This is a genomic window from Synechocystis sp. FACHB-383 (assembly GCF_014698605.1).
Lineage (GTDB): Bacteria > Cyanobacteriota > Cyanobacteriia > Cyanobacteriales > Microcystaceae > Synechocystis > Synechocystis salina.
This window is the reverse complement of the sequence record NZ_JACJTJ010000040.1, coordinates 18,860-40,292: the sequence shown is the minus strand read 5'-3', so window position 1 is coordinate 40,292 and position 21,433 is coordinate 18,860. Positions and strand designations below refer to the sequence as shown.

20 protein-coding genes are annotated in these 21,433 nt (G+C 46.9%); 11 read left to right on the top strand and 9 right to left on the bottom strand.

The genetic code is table 11. The features are described from left to right. The first annotated feature begins 278 nt into the window (after window positions 1–278). The 4 genes from H6G45_RS11185 to H6G45_RS11170 all read left to right on the top strand — a co-directional run bounded on the left by H6G45_RS11185 (window position 279) and on the right by H6G45_RS11170 (window position 5,759). Window positions 279–1,682: an efflux RND transporter periplasmic adaptor subunit gene (locus tag H6G45_RS11185; RefSeq protein WP_190598517.1), complete on the top strand. Its 1,404-nt coding sequence runs from the start codon at window positions 279–281 to the stop codon at window positions 1,680–1,682. 130 nt (window positions 1,683–1,812) lie between these two features. Continuing rightward, the gene (locus tag H6G45_RS11180) at window positions 1,813–5,037 is read left to right on the top strand and encodes an efflux RND transporter permease subunit (protein ID WP_190598516.1); all 3,225 of its coding nucleotides are present in this window, start codon (window positions 1,813–1,815) and stop codon (window positions 5,035–5,037) included. A gap of 220 nt (window positions 5,038–5,257) precedes the next feature. After that, window positions 5,258–5,494, top strand: a complete 237-nt coding sequence (locus tag H6G45_RS11175) for a hypothetical protein (protein WP_190598515.1) — start codon at window positions 5,258–5,260, stop codon at window positions 5,492–5,494. Further along, complete coding sequence (locus H6G45_RS11170; protein ID WP_199309715.1) at window positions 5,487–5,759, top strand: hypothetical protein; 273 nt, start codon at window positions 5,487–5,489, stop codon at window positions 5,757–5,759. The genes H6G45_RS11175 and H6G45_RS11170 overlap by 8 nt, the downstream gene beginning before the upstream one ends. A gap of 342 nt (window positions 5,760–6,101) precedes the next feature. Here H6G45_RS11170 and clpB read toward each other — a convergent pair whose 3' ends face one another. Further along, the gene (gene clpB / locus H6G45_RS11165; RefSeq protein WP_190598514.1) at window positions 6,102–8,798 is read right to left on the bottom strand and encodes an ATP-dependent chaperone ClpB; all 2,697 of its coding nucleotides are present in this window, start codon (window positions 8,796–8,798) and stop codon (window positions 6,102–6,104) included. A 375-nt stretch (window positions 8,799–9,173) separates the two neighbouring features. Between clpB and H6G45_RS11160 the strand changes: the two genes are divergently transcribed. From H6G45_RS11160 to H6G45_RS11140, 5 genes are all read left to right on the top strand, one after another. After that, entirely contained in the window at window positions 9,174–9,401 is a 228-nt protein-coding gene (locus H6G45_RS11160; protein ID WP_190598513.1) for a type II toxin-antitoxin system HicA family toxin, read from the top strand. Continuing rightward, entirely contained in the window at window positions 9,402–9,623 is a 222-nt protein-coding gene (locus H6G45_RS11155; protein WP_190598512.1) for a type II toxin-antitoxin system HicB family antitoxin, read from the top strand. Window positions 9,624–9,825: 202 nt separating this feature from the next. After that, complete coding sequence (gene pyrH / locus H6G45_RS11150; protein WP_190598511.1) at window positions 9,826–10,548, top strand: UMP kinase; 723 nt, start codon at window positions 9,826–9,828, stop codon at window positions 10,546–10,548. Further along, entirely contained in the window at window positions 10,535–11,083 is a 549-nt protein-coding gene (gene frr / locus H6G45_RS11145; protein WP_190598510.1) for a ribosome recycling factor, read from the top strand. The genes pyrH and frr overlap by 14 nt, the downstream gene beginning before the upstream one ends. Window positions 11,084–11,164: 81 nt before the next feature. Continuing rightward, entirely contained in the window at window positions 11,165–12,283 is a 1,119-nt protein-coding gene (locus tag H6G45_RS11140) for a branched-chain amino acid ABC transporter permease (RefSeq protein ID WP_190598509.1), read from the top strand. A gap of 35 nt (window positions 12,284–12,318) precedes the next feature. Here H6G45_RS11140 and H6G45_RS11135 read toward each other — a convergent pair whose 3' ends face one another. After that, entirely contained in the window at window positions 12,319–13,113 is a 795-nt protein-coding gene (locus H6G45_RS11135) for a DUF3153 domain-containing protein (RefSeq protein WP_190598508.1), read from the bottom strand. A 138-nt stretch (window positions 13,114–13,251) separates the two neighbouring features. Here H6G45_RS11135 and H6G45_RS11130 point away from each other — a divergent pair, with 138 nt between their 5' ends. Together H6G45_RS11130 and H6G45_RS11125 are read left to right on the top strand one after the other, a co-directional pair. Continuing rightward, window positions 13,252–13,899 (top strand): SH3 domain-containing protein, encoded by a 648-nt coding sequence (locus H6G45_RS11130; protein WP_190598507.1) that lies wholly within the window; start codon window positions 13,252–13,254, stop codon window positions 13,897–13,899. 173 nt (window positions 13,900–14,072) lie between these two features. After that, window positions 14,073–15,314 (top strand): trans-acting enoyl reductase family protein, encoded by a 1,242-nt coding sequence (locus tag H6G45_RS11125; protein WP_190598506.1) that lies wholly within the window; start codon window positions 14,073–14,075, stop codon window positions 15,312–15,314. A 40-nt stretch (window positions 15,315–15,354) separates the two neighbouring features. On the opposite strand, the gene H6G45_RS11120 is transcribed toward H6G45_RS11125, so the two are convergent. From H6G45_RS11120 to H6G45_RS11090, 7 genes are all read right to left on the bottom strand, one after another. Further along, window positions 15,355–16,830, bottom strand: a complete 1,476-nt coding sequence (locus H6G45_RS11120; protein ID WP_190598505.1) for a DUF1254 domain-containing protein — start codon at window positions 16,828–16,830, stop codon at window positions 15,355–15,357. A 171-nt stretch (window positions 16,831–17,001) separates the two neighbouring features. Next, complete coding sequence (locus H6G45_RS19285; RefSeq protein ID WP_199309714.1) at window positions 17,002–17,400, bottom strand: ion channel; 399 nt, start codon at window positions 17,398–17,400, stop codon at window positions 17,002–17,004. 415 nt (window positions 17,401–17,815) lie between these two features. Beyond that, on the bottom strand, window positions 17,816–18,529 hold the full coding sequence (locus H6G45_RS11110) for an RNA-binding protein (RefSeq protein WP_190598504.1): 714 nt from the start codon (window positions 18,527–18,529) through the stop codon (window positions 17,816–17,818). Window positions 18,530–18,574: 45 nt separating this feature from the next. Then, window positions 18,575–19,276, bottom strand: coding sequence for a DUF2092 domain-containing protein (locus H6G45_RS11105; RefSeq protein WP_242018141.1), 702 nt, complete (start codon window positions 19,274–19,276; stop codon window positions 18,575–18,577). A gap of 248 nt (window positions 19,277–19,524) precedes the next feature. Continuing rightward, entirely contained in the window at window positions 19,525–20,064 is a 540-nt protein-coding gene (locus H6G45_RS11100; protein ID WP_242018140.1) for a type IV pilin-like G/H family protein, read from the bottom strand. A gap of 230 nt (window positions 20,065–20,294) precedes the next feature. Then, window positions 20,295–20,462 (bottom strand): hypothetical protein, encoded by a 168-nt coding sequence (locus tag H6G45_RS11095; protein ID WP_190598502.1) that lies wholly within the window; start codon window positions 20,460–20,462, stop codon window positions 20,295–20,297. Between the two features lie 76 nt (window positions 20,463–20,538). Continuing rightward, window positions 20,539–21,351: a carbohydrate ABC transporter permease gene (locus tag H6G45_RS11090; RefSeq protein ID WP_190598501.1), complete on the bottom strand. Its 813-nt coding sequence runs from the start codon at window positions 21,349–21,351 to the stop codon at window positions 20,539–20,541. Between the last annotated feature and the right edge of the window lie 82 nt (window positions 21,352–21,433).

Sequence of the window (21,433 nt, the reverse complement as noted above, 5' to 3'; positions counted from 1 at the left end):
CACAAATGGTCACAATTGCCCAATTTCTTTGGCCAGGATGTCAACTTGACGTTTACCCAGAAGAAACCCAAGGAAAGTTAACTGGCACAAATGGAGTCAGAATCGGCCACCCCCAGGGCGGGTTTTGTAAAGTTGTTTGTTACTTTGTTAAGGTAAAGCAACATTACTGGTTTGTCCTGAGGCCATGGGCCTTGTTAAACCGATTTTTTCGCTGGCTCCCCCGGTCTTCCCTAGTCTAGATCAGCGATTCAGTACTAATTTTTCCTCCCACCGTTTCTATGAATAAGTACTCCCCCCATCAGTGTCTAAGGCGGCAACTTTCCCTGCTGGGTCTGTTGAGTTTTTCCCTTATGGGCTGCGGTAATCTCTGGGAGCAAAATGTCAAAGCCCAAACGGAGAACACTGAGTCAAACCAGGCGATCGCCGTGGATGTGGCCCTGGCTAAACCGGGTGCCCTGGGGGGAGAGTTGGAATATACGGGCACCACTGCCCCGGTGCGGGAGGTTTCCATCAAGTCCCAAATTGAAGGACGCTTGCAAAAGTTATTGGTGGATGTGGGCGATCGAGTAAAAGGGGAGGAAGTGTTAGCGGAAATTGAAGATGATTTACTGCTGGGAGCGGTGGACCAAGCCAAAGCAGAGAAAATGGCCCAACGCTCGGAAGTGTTGACCGCCCAAAGCCAAGTGGGGGATGCAAAAATTCGGGTGGAGCAGGCCCGTCTCCAACTGCAACAGGCCCAGGCGGACATTACCAGGTTAGAAACTTCCCTCAATGCCCGCATTGAACAGGCTCGGCTAGAAGTGGACCAAACCCAGGCCGATGCCGCTCGCTTCCGTTTGTTGGCTGAAGAGGGGGCCGGCGGTGCCCAACAGGCTGAACAGGCAGAAACCAGAGCCAGCCAAGCCAAGGAAATTTTACGCAACGAACAGTCCAGTGCCAGTCAACAACTGAGTCAGGCCAAAACTGCGGCTAAAACCGCTTCCCAAATCCTCAACTCGGCGATCGCCCAGGTGGAAATTGAACAACAGAGGGTGGGGGCGGCCACGGCCCAAATGAATGCCCAACGGGCTTCCATTGACCAGGCAGAAACAAGGCAGCAGTATGCCACTGTCAGGGCACCATTTCCCGGTAGGGTATTGCGGCGATCGAGTGAATCGGGCAATTTAGTGCAACCCGGGACGGAAATTTTACAACTGGGGGATTTTCGTCAGCTAGAAATTAACGTGCAGGTATCGGAATTACAATTAGCCCAAATTGCGTTGCGACAACAGGTCAATGTCAAACTAGATGCCTTTCCTGGCGAGAGTTTTACTGGGGTGGTAACCCGTATTTCCCCCCAGGCCGATGTTAGCTCCCGCTTAGTGCCAGTGGAAGTAACCATGGATAATCCCGGTGAAAAAATTGGGGCCGGACTGTTAGCTCGGGTCAACTTTGGTGCTAGTAATGCCACCAATGTAGTGGTGCCGGAATCCGCCATTGTCGATGAAGATGCCATCTTTGTGGTGATTAAGGAAGGCGAAAAGGAAGTATTGGAAAGGCGATCGGTCACCCTCGGAGAAATTGCCAACGGCAAAGTGGAAGTTGTGGCAGGACTAGCTCCCCAGGAACGGTTTGTTGTCCGTAGTAGCAGACCTTTACAACCAGACAGTCCCATTCGTCTCAGCGTGCTATCAGAGAAATAACCAGTTGCTAGGGGTTGGTCAATGGTTGTTTTATTTCGCCCCATTTATATTACTTTCCTAGCTTAACTGCCTAATCTTTCCCTAGCGCCAGCGACTGTTTCTACCCCCACTCCCCATCTTTCCCAAGCCCATGTCCTCCCCCAATTCTGCTTTTAGCCTGAGTGGCCTGGCCATCCGTCGGCACATTGCTACCCTGATGCTCACCCTAGCCATCATTGTGTTAGGGGTGTTTGCCGTTTTTTCCCTACCGGTGGATCTGTTACCTTCCATCACCTATCCCCGCATTGGGGTGCGACTAGATGCCCCAGGGGTTTCTCCGGAAGTGGCGGTGGATGAAATTACCCGACCATTGGAAGCGGCCCTATCGGCCACGGAAGGAGTCGTTCAGGTTTATTCCCAGACCAGAGAAGGGCAGATCAGTCTCGATTTATTTTTTGAGCCAGGGGGAAATATTGACCAGGCATTGAATGATGCCACGGCAACTTTTAACCGAGCCCGCAATCAACTACCGGATAATTTAGAAACGCCCCGGTTATTTAAGTTCGACCCTTCCCAATTACCTGTGTACGAGTTTGCGATGACTTCCCCGGAATTGTCGGGGCCATCATTGCGGGTATTTGCAGAGGAAGAGTTAGCCCGGGAACTAGGGGTAGTGCCGGGGGTGGCATCGGTGAATGTGTCGGGGGCGGCCCAAGAGGAAGTGCGGGTAAATATCGATTTACAACGGCTACAGCGCTCGGGGGCAAGCTTAACCCAGGTTTTGGATGCTTTGCAAAGTCGTAATGTGGATATTTCCGGGGGCAGAATTGTTGGTGCGGAGTCGGAACCCCTCACCCGTACAGTGGGAAGGTTTGCTTCAGCCCAGGAAATTGAGGATTTGGTGGTGGGCACGGTGCCCGGTCCGGAGGGACAACCCGCTCAAAAAGTCTATCTAAGGGATGTGGCTAATGTCATTGATGGCACAGAAGAAGAACGAATTTTTGTGACCCTCAATGGTAGCCCCGCAGTGAAAGTGAGTGTGCAGAAACAACCGGAGGCTAACACCATTGAAGTGGTGGATGGAGTCAAAAAACGCTTAGATGAGTTGCGCACGGAAGGCATTATTCCCCAGCAGGCAGAACTGACCACCACCCTGGATGATTCCGTCTTTATCCGTAACTCGGTTAACAATGTTGTCGTGTCCGGGCTCATTGGCACTACTCTGGCGGCGATCGCCGTTTTGTTGTTCCTGGGCTCTTTGCGACAAACGCTAATTATTGTCTTGGCCATTCCCTTGGCCACCATGGCGGCCATTATTGTCATGAAGGCCTTTGGCCTATCCCTCAACGTTTTTAGTTTAGGGGGCTTGGCCCTAGGGGTGGGCATTGTGGTGGATAACTCCATTGTGATGCTGGAAACCATTGCCGAAGGGGCGGGCATGACCCCGGGCAAAGTTAATGCCGTGCCACTGACTAAAGGAGAAATGCGCCATCAGGCGATCGCCAGTAGTCAAACGGTGGAGTCGGCCTTGGTGGCTTCCACTAGCACTAACCTGGTGGCGGTGTTGCCCTTTTTAATGATTGGTGGCTTCATTGCCCTGATTTTTAACGAATTAATTTTGACCATTAGTTTTGCGGTGGCGGCTTCCATCCTGGTGGCGGTGACCTTGGTGCCCATGGCCGCTTCCCGTTTACTGGCTATTCGACAACGGAGTGGTTTAGGTAATTGGTTTTTCTTTCGGGAATTTAATCGACGTTTTGCAGGGGCCACAGCGGCCTACGCCCGTTTCCTCTCCACTTTGATCCGCCATCGACTGGTGGCTGTAGCCTGCATTTTCATCGTTTTTGGGGGCAGCAGTATTTGGATGATCCAACAAATTCCCCAGGAAATTTTGCCCCGCATCAACACTGGCCAAGCCAACATGTTTGCCCAGTTTCCCCCCGGTACTCCTTTGGAAGACAACAAACGTCTGATGGCGATCGTGGATGACATTCTGATTAACCAACCGGAAACGGAATATGCCTTTACCACCGTGGGGGGCTTTCTCTTTGGTAGCAATGTCAATGCCAATGCCCTCCGTAGTTCCAGCACCATTACCCTCAAACCCAATACTGATGTGGAAGCTTTTACGGAGCGGGTTACGGCGGAACTAGAAGCATTGAACTTGGTGGATATTCGCCTGCGGGTAGCGCCGGGGCAGTTGCGGGGCTTAATTTTGAGTAATTCGCCCTTGCGTAATGTAGATGTGGATGTAATTCTGCAGGGCAATGACGCCGACGGGTTAGACCAGGCGGGGCGGGCAGTGTTGACGGAATTGGGGGAAAAAGTGACATTGGCCCGTTTTCGTCCCGATGCGGATCCCCGACAACCGGAAGTACAAATTCTGCCGGATTGGGCCAGGGCAACGGAGCTAGGTTTGACCACCCAAGCCATCGGACAAACTATCCAAACTGCCTTAGATGGGGCGGTGCCCACCCAGTTACAGCGGGAAAATCGCCTGGTGGACGTGCGGGTGAAATTGGACAATGACCTCCTCTCTGGCCCCGGAGACCTGGCCCAAATTCCCCTCTTTATCGATGGCGATCGCCCAATTCGTTTGGGAGATGTGGCCCGCATTGACCAAGGCCGAGCACCGGGGGAAATTCAGCGCATTAACCAACGGCCGGTATTTTTAATTGCTGGAACCTTAGTGGAAGGGGCCCGCCTCAGTGAAGCCTTGGAACAGGTGGATCAAGTTTTATCTGCCCTGGAGTTGCCCCCTGGGGTTTCCCGACTCCCCAGTACGGCGGCCGCTAGCAATGAACAATTACAGTCTTCCCTGGTGGTTTTGGGGGGCTTGGCGGCTTTCCTCGTCTTTGTGGTCATGGCGGTGCAATACAATTCTCTCCTCGATCCCCTGGTGATTATGTTCACTCTCCCCTTAGCCTTAGCTGGAGGTATTTTGGGCCTATTTATTACCCAAACGGCGATCGGGGCCACGGTAATTGTGGGCACAGTTCTCCTAGTGGGTATTGTGGTCAACAACGCCATCATTATGGTGGAATTAGCCAATCAAATCTGGGTCCAGGAGGGCATCAGCCGGGAAGCCGCTATCTTGCGGGCAGCTCCCCAACGATTACGCCCCATTTTAATGACCACCATCACCACCGTGTTGGGAATGTTTCCCCTAGCTCTCGGCATTGGACAAGGCTCGGAATTACTGCAACCCTTGGGCATTGTGGTCTTTTCTGGTCTCTCCCTAGCTACTCTATTAACCCTATTTCTAATTCCTTGTTTATACGTGTTGCTACACCAATGGGAAGGGGTAGATTTAGAAAAAGTCAAAACAGATTTGGAGTCCCGCTTAACCGAGGAAGATATCCCTACCAAAATTTAATAATCCCTCAGCCTCACACAATCCCATGTACGAAAGATACTTTTGCCTGAAACTTGTTTTATTCTGGTAGTCAGACTTGGTAGTCCTAAGTATTGTCTTCTAGTAAGTCGAAAATTGACCGAATTTTTTATGCAAGTTCAACAAATTCCTATTTACCAATTTCTTGAAAGTGCAGGCAAGAATTTCATTATTTCTGTGTATCAAAGAGACTATTAACATAATGAACACTATTACCCTAAAACTTTCTTCTGCACTTTATCAAACTTTACAAAATTTAGCAGTTCAAACAGGGCGATCACCTGAGGAAATTGCCACAGAATTATTAGCAAAAGACTTAGAAATTATTGATGATCCTGTGGATGAATTCATTGGAGCTTTTCAAAGTAATATTCCTGATTGGGGAGAAAATCACGATTATTATTTAAGCCAGGAATTACAAGAAAATCATCATGACTAAACTATTTGTAGATACATCAAGTTGGGCAAATCTGATTGATATTAGTCAGCCCTATCATAATCTTGCCGTTGAAATATATCATGAGAATCGTTCCCAGAAATATAAAATTATCACCACAAACTATATTATTTGTGAACTAGTTGCACTACTCTCTAGTCCTCTCCGTATTCCCAAAGCTAAAGTAATCGCCTTTATTCAGAGTCTTAAAAAATCACCCTTTATTCAAATTATTCATGTCGATCAAATAATTGATTCTTACGCCTAGGAATTATTAACTCAACGTGAAGATAAGAATTGGAGTTTAGTGGATTGTTCTAGCTTCATCATCCATCATGAAACAAAATAAAATTAACGAAGCACTCACAAGTGATCATCATTTTGAACAAGCTGGGCTGATAAAATTGTTATGAAATCACAACTCTATGTTGGAAATAAACATTTATTATGATCCTATGGGCAATACCTTAACCTTTTGGTTTGGCGATCGCCGTTTAAACACTTAGAAGGAACCCTTTGAGCTATCATTGGACAAGTAAATTTAGATATTGAAAACTTCCTGACTACACTAATAGAAGAGCGATAGAGTAGACGATATAAAGAAGTGGGATTACGGAGAAAGAACCTCGACTTCCGCTACCGGGACAATTTCCTCTGGTTCTTGGGAAACTGCTTCCGGCTCCCTTTCTTTATCAAAAATCAATTGATTATCCACACAATCAATTAAAATTTTATCCCCAGCCACAAACACATTTTCCAAAATCTTGGTAGCAATGGGATTTTCCAACTGCCTTTGAATGGCTCGCTTTAGTGGCCTAGCTCCATAGGTAGGGTCGTAGCCGACATTAACAATATGATCAAGGGCTGCATCAGAGAGGAAAAGGGTAATTTTCTGCTCGTCCAATAGCCTTTCAATGCGTTTAATTTGCAGGACCACAATGCGCCGCAATTGCTCCCGTTTCAGGGTATGGAAAATGATTAGGTCATCGATGCGGTTGAGGAATTCTGGACGGAAATGTTTCCGTAGGGATTGGAGCACCTGTTTCTGCATTTTGTCGTAATCAGCATCGTCGGCGGAAAGGCTGAGAATATGGTCACTGCCAATATTACTGGTCATGACAATGATGGTGTTGCGAAAATCCACCACCCGTCCTTGGGAATCGGTGATGCGGCCATCGTCTAACACCTGCAAAAGAATGTTAAATACGTCTAAATGGGCCTTCTCCACTTCATCTAAAAGCACCACGGAATAGGGCCGTCGGCGCACTGCTTCCGATAACTGTCCCCCTTCCTCGTAGCCCACATAGCCTGGGGGAGCCCCAATGAGACGGGAAACAGCATGTTTTTCCATATATTCGGACATATCAATCCGCACCATGGCTTCTTCACTGTCGAATAAAAAGCCAGCCAAGGCCCTGGCCAATTCTGTTTTCCCTACCCCAGTGGGGCCCATAAAGAGAAAAGAACCAATGGGACGACTGGGGTCCTTCATGCCGGCCCTAGCCCGTCGAATGGCCGCAGAAACCGCTGCTACTGCTTCCGTTTGCCCAATTACCCGTTGATGTAAATGACCTTCTAATTGCAATAATTTTTGCCGTTCCGTTTCCATCAGACGATTCATGGGGATGCCCGTCCAACCAGCGACAATTTCGGCAATGTCTGCTTCTGTCACCTGTTCCCGCAACAGGGTATTGCCGGATCCTTGAATTTCCAGCAACTTACTTTCCTTTTCTTCGATGTCATGTTGGAGGACTTCCAATTCTCCGTATTTAATTTTGGCTGCCTTCTCCCAATCCGTGGCCCGCTCAGCTTTTTCTACCTGTAGCCGTAGTTCCTGTTCCTTTTCCTTGAGGATGTTAATTTCCTCTAGCATTTGTTTTTCCGACAGCCATTGCCCCGATAATTCCTGTTGCTGACCTTCTAATTCAGTAATTTCTTGTTGGATTTTTTCCAGTCTTTCTTTGGAAGATTTGTCAGTTCCTAAACCAGGACGTTTTTCTTCCCCTTCTAGGGAAACCTTTTCCATTTGTAATTGCATGAGCCGGCGGTCAATATCCTCCAATTCCACTGGTTTAGAGGTAATTTCCATTTTTAAGCGGGCGGCCGCTTCATCCACCAAATCGATCGCCTTGTCAGGCAAAAAGCGGTCTTGGATATAGCGATGGGAAAGGGTAGCTGCCGCCACTAGGGCCGAGTCGGTGATTTTGACCCCATGGTGCACTTCATATTTCTCCTTCAAGCCCCGCAGGATGGAAATGGTATCGTCCACGCTGGGTTGTTTAACATAAACCTGTTGGAAACGTCGTTCCAGAGCAGGATCTTTCTCGATATTTTTGCGGTATTCGTCCAACGTTGTGGCCCCAATGCACCGTAGTTCCCCCCGGGCTAACATGGGTTTAAGCAAATTCCCCGCATCCATGGACCCAGAACCTTCCCGACCACCTGCCCCTACCACGGTATGAACCTCATCGATGAATAAAATAATTTGCCCATCGGAGTTGGTCACTTCCTTCATCACTGACCGCAGTCTTTCTTCGAATTCCCCCCGGTATTTGGCCCCGGCAATTAAACTGCCCATGTCCAGGGAAATCAGTTGACGATTTTTTAACGATTCCGGCACGTCGCCATTGATAATCCGTTGGGCCAAGCCTTCGGCGATCGCCGTTTTGCCCACCCCAGGTTCACCAATCAGAACGGGGTTATTTTTAGAACGTCGGGACAGTACCTGAATAACCCGACGAATTTCCTCATCTCTACCAATTACAGGGTCTAATTTACCTTGGCGGGCCTGCTCGGTCAGATCTCGTCCATATTTATCCAACGCTTCGTAGCGTTCCTCTTGGTTGGGTTCCGTCACCTTTTGGGAACCCCGAATGGCTTTGATGGCCAATTCCAAATCCTGGGGATCAAGGTTAAACGTGCGTAGGGTTTTGCGCCCCACCCGGTCATCCTCAGCAAAACCCACCAATAAATGTTCAACGGAAATAAATTTATCTTCCCAGCTACTGCGGGCGGTATCAGCCCGATCCAACATCACATCCAAACTACGTCCTAGGTAAAGTTGTTCTACATAGGCTTGTTTTGGCTGTCGATTGGTGAAAACTTCCAACTGTTGCCGGAGACCTTCCCTATCCACCCCTGCCCGCTGGAAAATCCGAGCAGCTAAACCCTTATCCTGCTCCAAGAGCGCCAGCAGAATGTGTTCCACTTCCAAATTTGTGTTCTTATAACGGCGGGCCACTTCTTGGGATTTAACAATGGCGTCCCAGGCTTGCTCAGTAAATTTGGTTGGATCAGTAGGTTGCATTCAGATTGGCTTTAAGGATATGGGCAAAACTGCTCATCTATTGTAAGGGGGGCTTGAGTCATTTTCCTAGTTGTCAAGCTTTTCATTTTTGATTAGGATTATCGGGGACATGGTTTTTCAAACCTATTACCAGTTATCATTCGGTCAACTCTTTTCCTTGAAATTTTTATTTAGCTGTCTAACAATCGTCCCTTTATAGTTATTTCAATAGAGGTTGCAGGTATTTTAAAGGCGACTTTAAATCCTTAAATAATTAGACTGATTACGCAGAAATGTTATTAATAAAAATGTTTTTCTGCACACAAGGCTTAATTCTGAAAAGTAGCTGAGACCCCATCAATTTTTTCGAGAACATAACCGATAAACTTTGTAGCCGTGCCAAAAAGAGAAAAACTAATTGCCCTGTTGAAAAGCAGCCCTAATAACATTAGATTTGGTGACGTCCGTAAGTTATTGGAGTTAGACGGTTTTTCCCTTGAGAGAATCACAGGTAGTCATCATATTTTCAAAAGAAATGATATTATTTTGGTCATACCTGTGCACAACAAAAAAGTCAAATCTATTTATATCCGCCGCATTCTTGAAATTATCGAGGAAAAATAAATGAATTATCCAATTGTTATTTATCCCTGTATAGAAGGTGGTTTTGTTGCTGAAGTTCCTGCCTTATCTGGTTGTCTGGCCCAAGGAGAAACCCTGGAAGAAACCCTACAGGAATTAATGATAGTTCAAGATCTTTGGCTAGAAACTGCCCAAGCCCATAATCAAAAACTGCCTAGTTTGGAAGCAGAAATTGCCAAAATCAAGGCATTAAGTGCTGCGTGAAGTACCTGTTTGTTTTGGCAGAGATCACCGTTGAATTAAGGGCTATTAGTGGGTCATAAAACGGGCTGCTAACCGCTGGTGGCAGGTTGGGGGTGTTTAAAAGTCGTTGCAGGTTCCCCTTGGGTGCTATGGTATGGGGGGAATTTTGCGTTTAACCCCTCTTCTTTAGTCTTTATATCAATGTATCAATGGTGATGGCGGCATGAGTTACCAGCGAGTTTTGTTGAAATTGAGCGGTGAAGCCCTCATGGGAGACCTGGGCTATGGCATTGATCCCGCTGTGGTGGGGACGATCGCCCAGGAAATCAAAGATGTTCTCCAGGCTGGGGTGCAGTTGGCCATTGTGGTAGGGGGAGGCAACATTTTCCGGGGAGTGAAGGCCTCCGCCGCCGGTATGGACCGAGCCACTGCTGACTACATCGGGATGATTGCCACGGTGATGAACGCCATGACTCTCCAGGACGCCCTCGAACAAATGGGCATTCCCACCAGGGTGCTAACGGCGATCGCCATGCAGGAAGTGGCAGAACCCTACATTCGTCGTCGGGCCATCCGTCATTTGGAAAAGGGTAGGGTAGTAATTTTTGGGGCTGGTTCCGGTAATCCTTTCTTTACCACCGACACCACCGCCGCTCTCCGGGCCGCGGAAATTGATGCGGAAGTAGTTTTCAAGGCCACCAAGGTGGATGGGGTGTACGACTCTGACCCCAAAACTAATCCCAAAGCCCGCCGTTTTACCACTTTGACCTATAGCCATGTGTTGGCCGAAGATCTCAAAGTCATGGACAGCACGGCGATCGCCTTATGCAAAGATAATAATATTCCCATTATGATCTTCGACCTGGGGGTTTCCGGTAACATTGTACGGGCCATCAAGGGCGAAGCAGTCGGTACGTTAGTTGGAGAAAATTGTGAAGTTAGCTGAACTCAAAGACCACATGCAAAAAAGTGTTGAAGCGACCCAGAGATCCTTCAATACCATCCGCACCGGCCGGGCCAATGCCTCTTTGCTAGACCGGATCACCGTGGAATATTACGGCGCTGAAACCCCTTTAAAATCCTTGGCCACCATTGGCACCCCCGACGCTAGCACCATTGTCATTCAACCCTTCGACATGGGCAGCATTGGCACCATTGAAAAGGCCATTTCCCTGTCTGATTTGGGGCTAACCCCCAACAACGACGGTAAAGTAATTCGTTTGAATATTCCCCCCCTAACGGCGGAGCGGCGTAAGGAATTGGTGAAAGTGGCGGGCAAATTGGCCGAAGAAGGCAAGGTGGCCATCCGTAACATCCGCAGAGACGCGGTGGATGAGGTGAGAAAACAGGAAAAAAATTCGGAAATTTCCGAAGATGAAGCCAGGGATTTGCAAGAAGAAATCCAAAAATTAACCGATCAATCCACTAAGCGCATTGATGAATTGTTGGCTGCGAAGGAAAAGGACATCACCACGGTGTAAACCCTCTCGGAACTAGCTCCCAACGGTGGTCAAAATCAACCCTAGGCACATTAGCCGGACATCATTGCTCCCTTGAATTCTATGAACTTTGGCTATCTGATTTTTTTGATCACTTCCGCTGCCACCTATGGCATTTTCGCCCTGGGTTTGAATTTACAATGGGGCTTTGCTGGGCTAATTAATTTTGGCCATGTGGCTTTTATGACCCTAGGGGCCTATGCCACCACTTTGCTGAGTTTAAGAGGTTGGCCCATTCCCCTGGCCGTGTTGGTGGGGATGGGATTGGCCATGGCGCTGGGTTTGCTTATTGGTACATCTACCCTGCGGCTGAGGGAAGATTATCTGGCGATCGTCACCATCGGCGTTTCCGAGTTAATTCGTTTAATAGCCAACAACGAAGAGTGGTTAACCCAGGGAACTTTTGGGGTGCAGAGTTTTCCCTGGCCGATGGATTTTAACCCTACCCTATTGAGCCGGATTATGTTTGTTATTTGGCTCACAATTCTGGCTATTTATGCAGAAAGTATTTTAATCAAAAGCCTCTTAAGACAGTGGAAAGAAGGCAAGAAAATTCAAGGCAAAAGTTATCAGCCCCGTAAGCCTTGGGCTTTGCTGGTTTGGGGAATTATCACCACAGCGCTGATTTTAACTGCCTATATTCCCGGGGTAGTTTCTTTGTATAACTACTCTGGTAAAGCTGGGTTAATGTTATTAGCTTTAACTTTGCTGGCCCTTACCTATGCTGGTTTGGAATTTTGGGTTCATTCTCCCTGGGGTCGTATTCTTAAAGCGATTCGGGAAGACGAAGAAATTCCCCGGGCTCTGGGCAAAAACGTTTTTTGGTATAAGTTGCAAGCTTTTATGGCCGGCGGGGCGATCGCCGGTTTAGCGGGGGCCTTATTTGCTTGGCAATTAACCAGTATTTACCCCAGTAATTTTGATACTTTGCTAACTTTTAATGCTTGGATCATTGTGGTGCTGGGGGGAGCAGGCAGTAATGCGGGCACAGTGTTGGGCACTATCATTTTTTGGGCCTATGACTCCCTCACTAGGTTTTTGTTACCCCAAATTGCTTTCCTGGATCAAAGTCAGGTTGGAGCTTTGCGGGTCATGGTTATCGGGTTAATTTTAATGGTGTTAATGGTATGGCGGCCCCAAGGCATTTTAGGGAAAAAAGAAGAGTTAACCCTAGGGCGCTAATGGTTACCTAGCAGTTTGCTATTGGGATTTCGGCTTTAAGCCCCCTCAGCTTTATTATTAATCACTCCGGGCCAGCGGCCATATTTGAAGTAAAAACCCCCTAGACAAAGGACAACGATCAAAATGGTGCCGATCGCCAAATAACTAGGCACAAAAAAGCTCGTTTCAATAACGTTAATTTGTCCAGGTTTTAATTGCCATTGCCCAGGTAATTCTGTGCCCAATTCTTCCCCCGGAGCATTGGAACTCTGGAGAGTCAGGGGAGTTTGTAAATTAAAATTCAGGTCAATTAGGGAGCCGGGACTAAGGATAATGTTGCCTTGGTTGGATAAAACCCCCAGGGCCCGTAGGTCAACGGTCAACTTGAGATGATTGCGATCCACCAATAGCCAATTGCTTTGCTCTAGTGCCAGTTCCGCTTTCAAATTCAGTAAATCCAACTGGTCAGGCTCTGGCAATCGCCGTCTTTTGGGGGGTTGGGGATTAAAAAAGCGATTGAACTTTTCCACCAACTCTTGGCCGCTACCAAAGGGAATGGTCACCACGAGGGTTTCCTCCGACGGGCGATCGGTATGACCGTTTAAATCCTTGGCCCGCTGGTCTAAACTTTTCAGCCACCGGTCAGCTTCCGCTTGGCTCAGGGTGGTTAGCTGTTCTCCCAGGGTAATATGTTGGACAATTTCTCCGTAATGTTGCTCAGGAAAATGAATGCCCACATCATAATCGACACAGCCGGTCAGCAAACAGCAAAGGCCCAAAAGCATGGGTAATAAGCGTTTAAACCATTTCTGGGGGCACATCATGCGGAAAGCCTCATGAGCAAATGACATCAAGGTAAATTTAAGACCCGACCGCCAGTATATCAATCTAGACCATCCCATAGTTAGTTTTTTGTACCATTCAAGCTGTCAGCCCGGAAAACCATGCCCCACCAGCCCTTGCTAAGTTTCCATTTTCGTTATTCTCTGATGTTAGTAGCAATATGGTCTGGATTTTCAGTGGGAGTTAAAGAATTAAACTCGCCTGCGCTGGGGCAAAATGTTACCGAAGTCCCCTCAAACGAAAACTTAGCTAAGCCTAAAAATCAGGGTTGGGGCCCATGGCAAAAACTTGAATCAGCAGAAGATTTAACTTTTTCATCTGGTTTTTCCAATATGGAATTGGGAGGATATTTAGATTATTCCCACGCCTGTGAACAGGCAGCCCAAGCGGCCCAGAGTGAGCCCATTTTTTGGTATCGCTTGGATAATTTAGTTGAAACTATTGGCACGGGCAATGTGGAATACCGGTGCACGATTAATGATGAAATTATTGCCTATCATTTCAGCACAGCAGTGCTGAGTAATCTTCCCTTTCCCACTTGCTTAACAGTTCAGAGTAATATTGGTGGCGGCATAAAGATCAGAAACAGTCCAAACTTGACAGCAACCTTACTGGGAACACTCAAAAATGGCTCTCAAATTATGATTGAGAGTTCACCGATGTATTTGTCTACCGATGCCCAGGGGAGAACCTGGATTAATTTACAATTTAAGGGGCAAGATGGCTGGGGTTCTCTCACCACAAAACCGGAGGGAAATATCAATTTTAGAATGTGTCAAGGATTAAATTTATAACTACTTTGCTTGCATTGAATAGCTTTTTTATAAAAAGCTTTGCTAGTGGTCAGTTAGTTATCTTAAATTAATCCTATTGTGCTTGCTTCAGATGCAATGATTTTACCAACTTGCCAAGAAATAATTTTGTGATTGATAATAAAATTCTGAACTGTTAACAGTCATTAAATTCCATGACAAAACCATTGCAATATGACCTCATAATCTTGGGTGCGACGGGATTTGTCGGCGGGATTGTTTGTCGATATTTGCTATCCCACTGGGAAACTGCGACAGGGGAAAACTGGGCGATCGCCGGCCGTTCCCAAGCCAAACTCGACCATTTGGTGCAATCCCTTGGTCCTCAAGCTGCCCATTTGACCACCTTTGTGGTTGATGTTGAAGATGAAGCCGCTGTAATTACACTGTGTTCTCAAACTAAAGTTGTGGTTTCTACTGTGGGTCCCTATGCCCTTTATGGGGAAACTCTAGTCCGGGTTTGTGCCACCACTGGCACAGATTACTGCGATCTCACAGGGGAAGTCCAATGGGTGCAACAAATGATTCAGAAATATGAGGCGATCGCCCAGCAATCGGGGGCTCGCATTGTCCATTGTTGCGGTTTCGATTCCATTCCTTCTGACCTAGGTGTGTACTACTTGCAACGACAAAGTCAACAGCGTTGGGGGGAACCCTGCATCCGGGTCAAAATGAGGGTAAAAACAGTCCAGGGTGGTATTTCTGGGGGCACGATCGCCAGTGGCATCAACCTGATCCAAGAGGCGATCGCCGATCCTGCCACCCGCCAGGCCCTCCGTAATCCCTATGTCCTTTGTTTTAAACCTAATAACGGGTCTGACCATCCCCCTACCCTCATCCCCATACAAAATGATTCCTTCTTTGATGAATGGATTACGCCCTTTGTGATGGCCGGCATTAACACCCCCATTGTCTTACGTTCCAATGCCTTACAAAACGGGGCCTATGGTGAAAGCTTTCAGTATGACGAAGGGATCTTGACAGGGCCAAGTATAGCCGGTTGGCTAGGGGCCCAGGGCATGAAATGGACTCTGGACCTCATGGCCCTTGCTTTGGCGATCGCCCCTAGTCGGTGGTTATTAACCCAAGTTTTACCTCAACCAGGGGAAGGCCCCACCGAAGCAGAGCAACAGCAAGGCTTTTATGATTTACGCTTTTGGGGACAAACCGCCTCTGGCCATTCCCTCATGGTCAAAGTTACAGGCGATCAAGACCCCGGTTATGGTTCTACGGCAAAAATATTAGCCCAAGCTGCACTATGTTTGGCCAAAGATAAACCCAAATCATCTCTCCAAGGCGGTTTCTGGACTCCGGCATCTAGCTTTGGTCAGGATTTAATCCAGCGGTTAGTTGACTATGCTGGATTGACTTTTACCGAAGAAAATGGCTTCAAATAGGCTGCTGGTCAACAGATTTTTTGCAGCCATAAATTATTTGCTATTTCACCACTTCAATCGCTGGAGGTTTCCACGTCCCTTCACCAACGGGCAGAATAGACGGCGGGTTTTCCTTCGGCCAGTAGAGGCGCATCACTAAATAGATGGGGCCATCGGGGGCGGGTAGCCAGTTAGCTTCCTTGTCTGATCCCGGCGAATCTTTCTGGATATACAAAGTCAGCGAACCGTCGGCATTCTTTTTCAGGTTCGGCAACATGGGAGAGTTGATCAAGTAACGATTGATTGGATTCTTAATCAACAACTGAGTCTTGCCATCGTACATTGTGACCGACCAGAAGGCGTTTACGGGAGGATACTGCCCCGCAGGAAAAGTGAGCGTGTATTTGTGCTTACTGCCATCAAGAATTTCACCATTGGCAAGGGTCTTTGTTAAGGGATAGGTCGCTTCCTTCACCTCATTGCCATAGATTCCGCCCTGGGCACCAGCAGCTCGTTTTAACCAATCGCCATCAAAAAACTCCCGGTTACCAAAAACATCTAACATTGCCCAGCCATTAATGACCTTTTGTCCATCTTTAAGGTACTGGTCGATCTTGGCTTTCCCTGCTTTCATGCCGAGGACGATTTGGGCTTGATGTTCTGGGGAGAGATCTTTGAATTCAAAGGTCTTATCGGGGCCGACGCCGATTTTTGCTAACTTGGCGCGGATTTCCTTTTCTTCGGGGCCAGGGGGAGCAAACTGCAAGGAGAAATCGAGATATTCAAAGAAATTTGTTTTAGATAACTCCTTGTCAATTTTTGGGAAATCAATCTCTGGTGCTGATGGGGGAGGTGATTGTTTAAGGTAGGCCGAAAGGGGCTGTACTTTATATGCAGACTGGATTTTGACCACATTGGGCATATCTTCGGGGTTAAAAAGTTGAGTGCGATAAGCTGCTAACGCGAATTGGGTGGTGGAGCGAAAAACCTTTTTGATACCCGGTGGTTTTTCTCCTTTCCAGTCGGGGCCGACAACCATGTAGTCCCCAGCTTCATTTCCCGTGACACGATTACTGACATAGCCAAAGATGAAGGTATTGCCGTCTTCGAGTTGTATGGAGTGGTAGCGATCTTTGTCAAAAGTGGGGACGGATAAGATGATCGGCTCTGCTCGTAGATCTAGCCAAGCGAGAGAGTAGGGGGTATCGCTGTTGGGAGTGATGATCGCCGTATCTTTATAGGTAAAGACCCTGGCTTCATTCTTAATTTGGTTAAAGGGGGCTTTGAATTGTCCAGAATTTTTGTCCACGGCGTATTCGTACATGACGCCATAATTCATGACAATCGGTAAACCGTAGATAAATCCGGCTTCGGCGATCGCCTTTGTTTCCTCAAGGCTGGGCATCTTAATATCCCCTTTCGTCTGGGTTTGGGGTGAGGCTAGGACGACATTAGCCTGATGGCTGTAGCCGAGAATCAGGGTTGAGGCGATGGTAAAAGACAGCAGGCTTAATAAGCATTTTTGTAGCTGATTCATAATTTTTCGAAGAGATAGAGAGGTCGAATATCGATGTGATTGATAGCGATAAAATAATTAAGTTTATCGGGGTAATTTAAAATCATAATAACCTAAGAAACCATGAAAATAATAAATATTCAGTCCGTTCCTCTTTGAATATTGGTGATTTTGGATTATCCCCAAAATTAATTACCCAGAGTTACTATATAAGGAAACTAAGCGGGCAACAATTACGGTTAAAAAAATTGCCCCTGCCATAGCCTCAAGATTAGCCAGTAACATCACCCATCTTCCCGTTGGAATAATGCCACCATACCCTACAGTGGTCAAAGTAATTAAGCTGAAATACATTGCCAAATTCCACGGCTTTAATTGATATTCCCTGATGTCACTGATTTTGAAAGAATAGGGATCTATTTGCCAAATCATAAAATAAATAAATGACCAGATAATTCCGATAAAAAGATAAGCGATGATTGCTAACATAATGGTATGACCCGTGACTTTTTGTCTATAGGCTAATACCTTAACTGTTGAGATCCATTCATATCCAAACACTAAAATTTTAATGACGGTGGCAGTAACCAAAAAAAACGCTAAAACGAAAAATTAACTGAAAGTGGAATATTATGTCAGCTAAAAAAGAAATTAAGATTAAGGTGAATTCAAGCTTTGCTCTTGTATATGAATAAACACGATCATGAAAATAAAAGTTTCTCAGAGCAATTAATAAGATAGTCGCCAAAAAAGTCACATTTACAAAAAACAACTCGAATGTATTTTTGCCGACAATTGCAATCGCAATCCCAATTATTGTAATAATTAAAATAATGTAAGGATTTGTCGACTTTTTTAGCATAATTTTCCCGTATTACTTGGCAAATTTAAGCAATTACTTGCCAATTGAGAGAGCCCGCAGTAATGAGTTAGTGATCATCGCTCAACTGTTCATTAAGCAGACGATCACCTTGAATTGAATATGTTGCTATTTAACTAAAGGTAATTAAGGCGTAGGAACTACACGGTAATAAACGCCATTGGCTCCATAGGCCGGACTAAACCAAACCCCGTTATAGAGATAATAAGTGGCATTTCCAATGGTCTGTATTGCGGCCCCTGGAGGTAAGGTCGGATAAATGGCCCCCATCGCATAGGCCGTATTTTCAGCCCCGGCGGCGTAACCTTCGGCATAGGCATTGCCATTATTCGCATTAGCGGCTGTTGCTCCGATAACGGCCCCTGTAGCGGCAGCTCCAGCAGCATACCAACCACCGCAACTGTAACAACCCGTTGCATAAGTGTTGACAACCGTTGGCGGATGATAGCCTCCGTAATAGGCTCCGCCGTAATAGTGGTTATAACCCCCGTAGGCCGTTGCTCCATAGGCACCAGTTCCATGCCAAGAACCGTCGCCCCCCGATGCCGATCCACCTCGAAAACCATTAGCGTTCCAGGAACCGTCACCGCCGGATGCCGTACTCCCCCGAAAGCCCGTGCCACTCCAAGAGCCATCGCCCCCAGAGGCCGATCCGCCACGATAGCCACTAGCACTCCAGGAACCATTCCCTCCTGAAGCCGTTCCCCGAAATCCACTGGCGTGCCATGAGCCACCACCGCCGTGGAAAAATGCTTGGGCAGGACTTAAATTTAGGCTAAGGCTAGTTAACAAGAGACCTGTAAAACTAATTGCCGTTCTTTTTGTCAGTTTATTTTTCATCGGATTCACCTTAAAAGTAGAACATTAGGGTTTAACAATGGACCTTTACTCTATTGGTTCGGGTTCGGGACGTTTGAAGGGAATAGGTTTGGCAGCATTGGCCCGGGTGGAACCAAAAGTATCAGTGGGGATCGGCATATCTAATTGCCAATTAGTAAAGGTCACTTGATGGCGTAACCGGGATGGATCATTCCGATAGACCGCCCGAATCATGCGGGGTAATTTGTCCTCTGCCCCAATCCACACTTGAGCAAAGACGTTGTCCGTGGCGATCGCCACCATGTCGGTAGTTGTGCCATCAATGACTTGGGATTGACCAATATAAAAAGCGGTTTTTAGATCTCCCGCAATATCACCGTAGGGATTGGCCACCAGAAAATCCGTAAACGGAAAATAAATGGCGGCGGTTTCATAGGCAAATTTCAACGCTTCATCAATGGTGCCGGGGGCTTCGGCGATCGCCACTAAATCTTCCGTCGGCGCAAAGGCCACTAGGGTTTTGCCGTTGTAATAAAATTCCGAAGCAGGGCCATCTCCAGGGGAAAGCACTTGCAATTTATTAGGTCGCTGTAGGGTGACATTAGAAAGGGTGTGGTAAGCCAAGGCTGGCCCCAAACGACTAGGGTTTTCGTAGGTCGTAACCGCCGTAAATTTCATGGTCCTAGCCACAGCTAGGCGATCGCTCATCGCCTTAAGAATTTCAATGGCCTTGGGTTCCAGATTAGTTTGGGGATTGGCCGAAATCAAAACTGGATTGGGATGATTAGAATTAGGTAAATTTTCGGCTCTAACCTTACCTGACAGCCCATAATTTAACGGTAAACTGAACAAGCAAATAGAGATAAAAAATCGCCAAAAATCTATTTTTTGAGAAAGTATTTGCATAAAAATTATTCGCTAAAAACTGGAATGGACATTATTTTTGTTGATAAATTTTTAAGGGGCGATCGCCAAACAAAAGATCCCTAATTGTTTGGAGAATAACGCCTTGCACCCTATTCATTGACCATAGATTCAGGAACCTGCACAGAAAAATCGCCACAAATTAAAGCAAGCTTGGTGGGATTATTCAAGTCAGTACCTCGCACGAGTTGGGGATCGGCGGGTCGTATCGTTCCTGGCTGGCTATTTTCACAAATAATGGTGGTGATTTTAGGATTTTGATCCGGTGTGATAAATGCTGCCCCTACATAGGCTTTCAACTGGCCTTTGAAAGGAGATTGGGCAGGAATAACGTAACTATAGGCAGCTTCCGAGGTTGTTCGCACCGCATAATCGAAGCTCTGAGGTAAAGTAATCCCGAAATTTTGTTGAATATTGTCAACTGTTGCCCGAAATTGCCCATTTTTCTGGTAGTAGGTACGCTGGCCTTCCATCATTTTGGCAACGGCCTGTAATGCTGCATTTTGATCCTGATCGGGCTTAGCATCCTTGGCTTGAACAGGAGCACTTAGGGAAATTTTTTGTCCCAAAAAACCTAATAGAACAGAGGATATTATTCCCAACATTAAAATAGAAATTTTGTTGACAGCCATAACTAAAACATCTCCAATGATTATTAATTAGGATAGCAATGATTATGGTAAATTAAAGAAAAGTTTACTGAAATTAACTTTGCCTAAATAGCACTCAAGATGGAAGTGACAAGACAAAGGCGATCGCCTTATTTACTAGGTACGAAAATAGATGCGAGAAAAGAAGTCAATAATCGATTAAATCCTCATTTATTCAGGGAAGAGTAACTGAAGCTGAGTCCATTGATTAATTACCCCCCGAAGCCTCCCATTTGGCGGTTATAACGGGCAAGCTGAGCAAATACTAACCGTTCTTCATGTTGTAATTGATTAACATTGGGGCGGTCTCCATCCCCCGCTACAGACCAAATATTGTTGGAGATCGTCCCGATAACAAATTTTTTAGTCGTGACGACCATGACGGCGGCCGGGACAATTCCCCATTTCCCTTGTCCTATCTCTGGACTGGTTGCGGTGGGCGGTAGAAAAATGGCTTTACCCTTTGACCCCACTGCTGGCTTCGGAGGGGATAATGTAACGTTGCACAAACAGAAACAGCACAATAATGGGAGCAATGGCAATCACGGAAGCCGCTGCAATTAGCCGCCAGTCAAAATCCAAAGCGCTAGACAACTGAGCAACGCCCAAAGGCAATGTGTAATATTCTGGTTGATCGAGCACAATCAGGGGCCAAAGAAAATCGCTCCAAGAACCGATGAAAACAAAAATGGCCAAGGTAACCAGGGCGGGGCGGATGGCTGGAATCATGATGTGCCACCAAATGCCCAATTCTCGACAGCCATCGATGCGAGCCGCCTCTTCCAATTCCTTAGGCACCCCTTGGAAAGCCTGCCGGAGCAGAAAAATACCAAAGGCAGAAGCCAGGCTGGGGAAGATAATGCCCACGTAACTATTCCTGAGTCCCAAATTCACTGCCAGAATGTAGAGGGGAATCATGATCAACTGGAAAGGGATCATCAACGTAGCAACGATCGCCGCTAGGGTCACGTCCCGACCGACAAAGTTCAAACGGGCCAGGGGATAGGCGGCCAAGGCGCAAAAAAATAAATTAAGGGCCACAGTGATGCTTGAAACCACCACGCTGTTAAATAGGTAACGGCCAAAGGGATAGTCTTGCCAAACCTTAATAAAATTGCCCAGGTTAGGTTGTCGGGGTAACAATTGCCCCAAACCCCCAAAGACATCCTCCGTCGGGGCCTTCAACGCCGTAGCTACCAACCACAGTAACGGCAACAACATGGCGATCGCCAATAAGACTAAAACTAGATAAGTTTTCCAGTGTTTCACGACGTTAGGAGACTAGGGGATAGTGACTGGGGATTGGTCAACAAAGTTCAGCCCAGGATAACAAACAGACCAAATAAAAATC

Bases quoted from the DNA above. Each gene is read 5' to 3' on its own strand.
- H6G45_RS11185 (WP_190598517.1), top strand. From the start codon at position 279: ATGAATAAGTACTCCCCCCATCAGTGTCTAAGGCGGCAACTTTCCCTG.
- H6G45_RS11180 (WP_190598516.1), top strand. From the start codon at position 1,813: ATGTCCTCCCCCAATTCTGCTTTTAGCCTGAGTGGCCTGGCCATCCGT.
- H6G45_RS11175 (WP_190598515.1), top strand. From the start codon at position 5,258: ATGAACACTATTACCCTAAAACTTTCTTCTGCACTTTATCAAACTTTA.
- H6G45_RS11170 (WP_199309715.1), top strand. From the start codon at position 5,487: ATGACTAAACTATTTGTAGATACATCAAGTTGGGCAAATCTGATTGAT.
- clpB (WP_190598514.1), bottom strand. From the start codon at position 8,798: ATGCAACCTACTGATCCAACCAAATTTACTGAGCAAGCCTGGGACGCC.
- H6G45_RS11155 (WP_190598512.1), top strand. From the start codon at position 9,402: ATGAATTATCCAATTGTTATTTATCCCTGTATAGAAGGTGGTTTTGTT.
- pyrH (WP_190598511.1), top strand. From the start codon at position 9,826: ATGAGTTACCAGCGAGTTTTGTTGAAATTGAGCGGTGAAGCCCTCATG.
- H6G45_RS11140 (WP_190598509.1), top strand. From the start codon at position 11,165: ATGAACTTTGGCTATCTGATTTTTTTGATCACTTCCGCTGCCACCTAT.
- H6G45_RS11135 (WP_190598508.1), bottom strand. From the start codon at position 13,113: ATGTCATTTGCTCATGAGGCTTTCCGCATGATGTGCCCCCAGAAATGG.
- H6G45_RS11130 (WP_190598507.1), top strand. From the start codon at position 13,252: ATGTTAGTAGCAATATGGTCTGGATTTTCAGTGGGAGTTAAAGAATTA.
- H6G45_RS11125 (WP_190598506.1), top strand. From the start codon at position 14,073: ATGACAAAACCATTGCAATATGACCTCATAATCTTGGGTGCGACGGGA.
- H6G45_RS11120 (WP_190598505.1), bottom strand. From the start codon at position 16,830: ATGAATCAGCTACAAAAATGCTTATTAAGCCTGCTGTCTTTTACCATC.
- H6G45_RS11110 (WP_190598504.1), bottom strand. From the start codon at position 18,529: ATGAAAAATAAACTGACAAAAAGAACGGCAATTAGTTTTACAGGTCTC.
- H6G45_RS11100 (WP_242018140.1), bottom strand. From the start codon at position 20,064: ATGGCTGTCAACAAAATTTCTATTTTAATGTTGGGAATAATATCCTCT.
- H6G45_RS11095 (WP_190598502.1), bottom strand. From the start codon at position 20,462: ATGGTCGTCACGACTAAAAAATTTGTTATCGGGACGATCTCCAACAAT.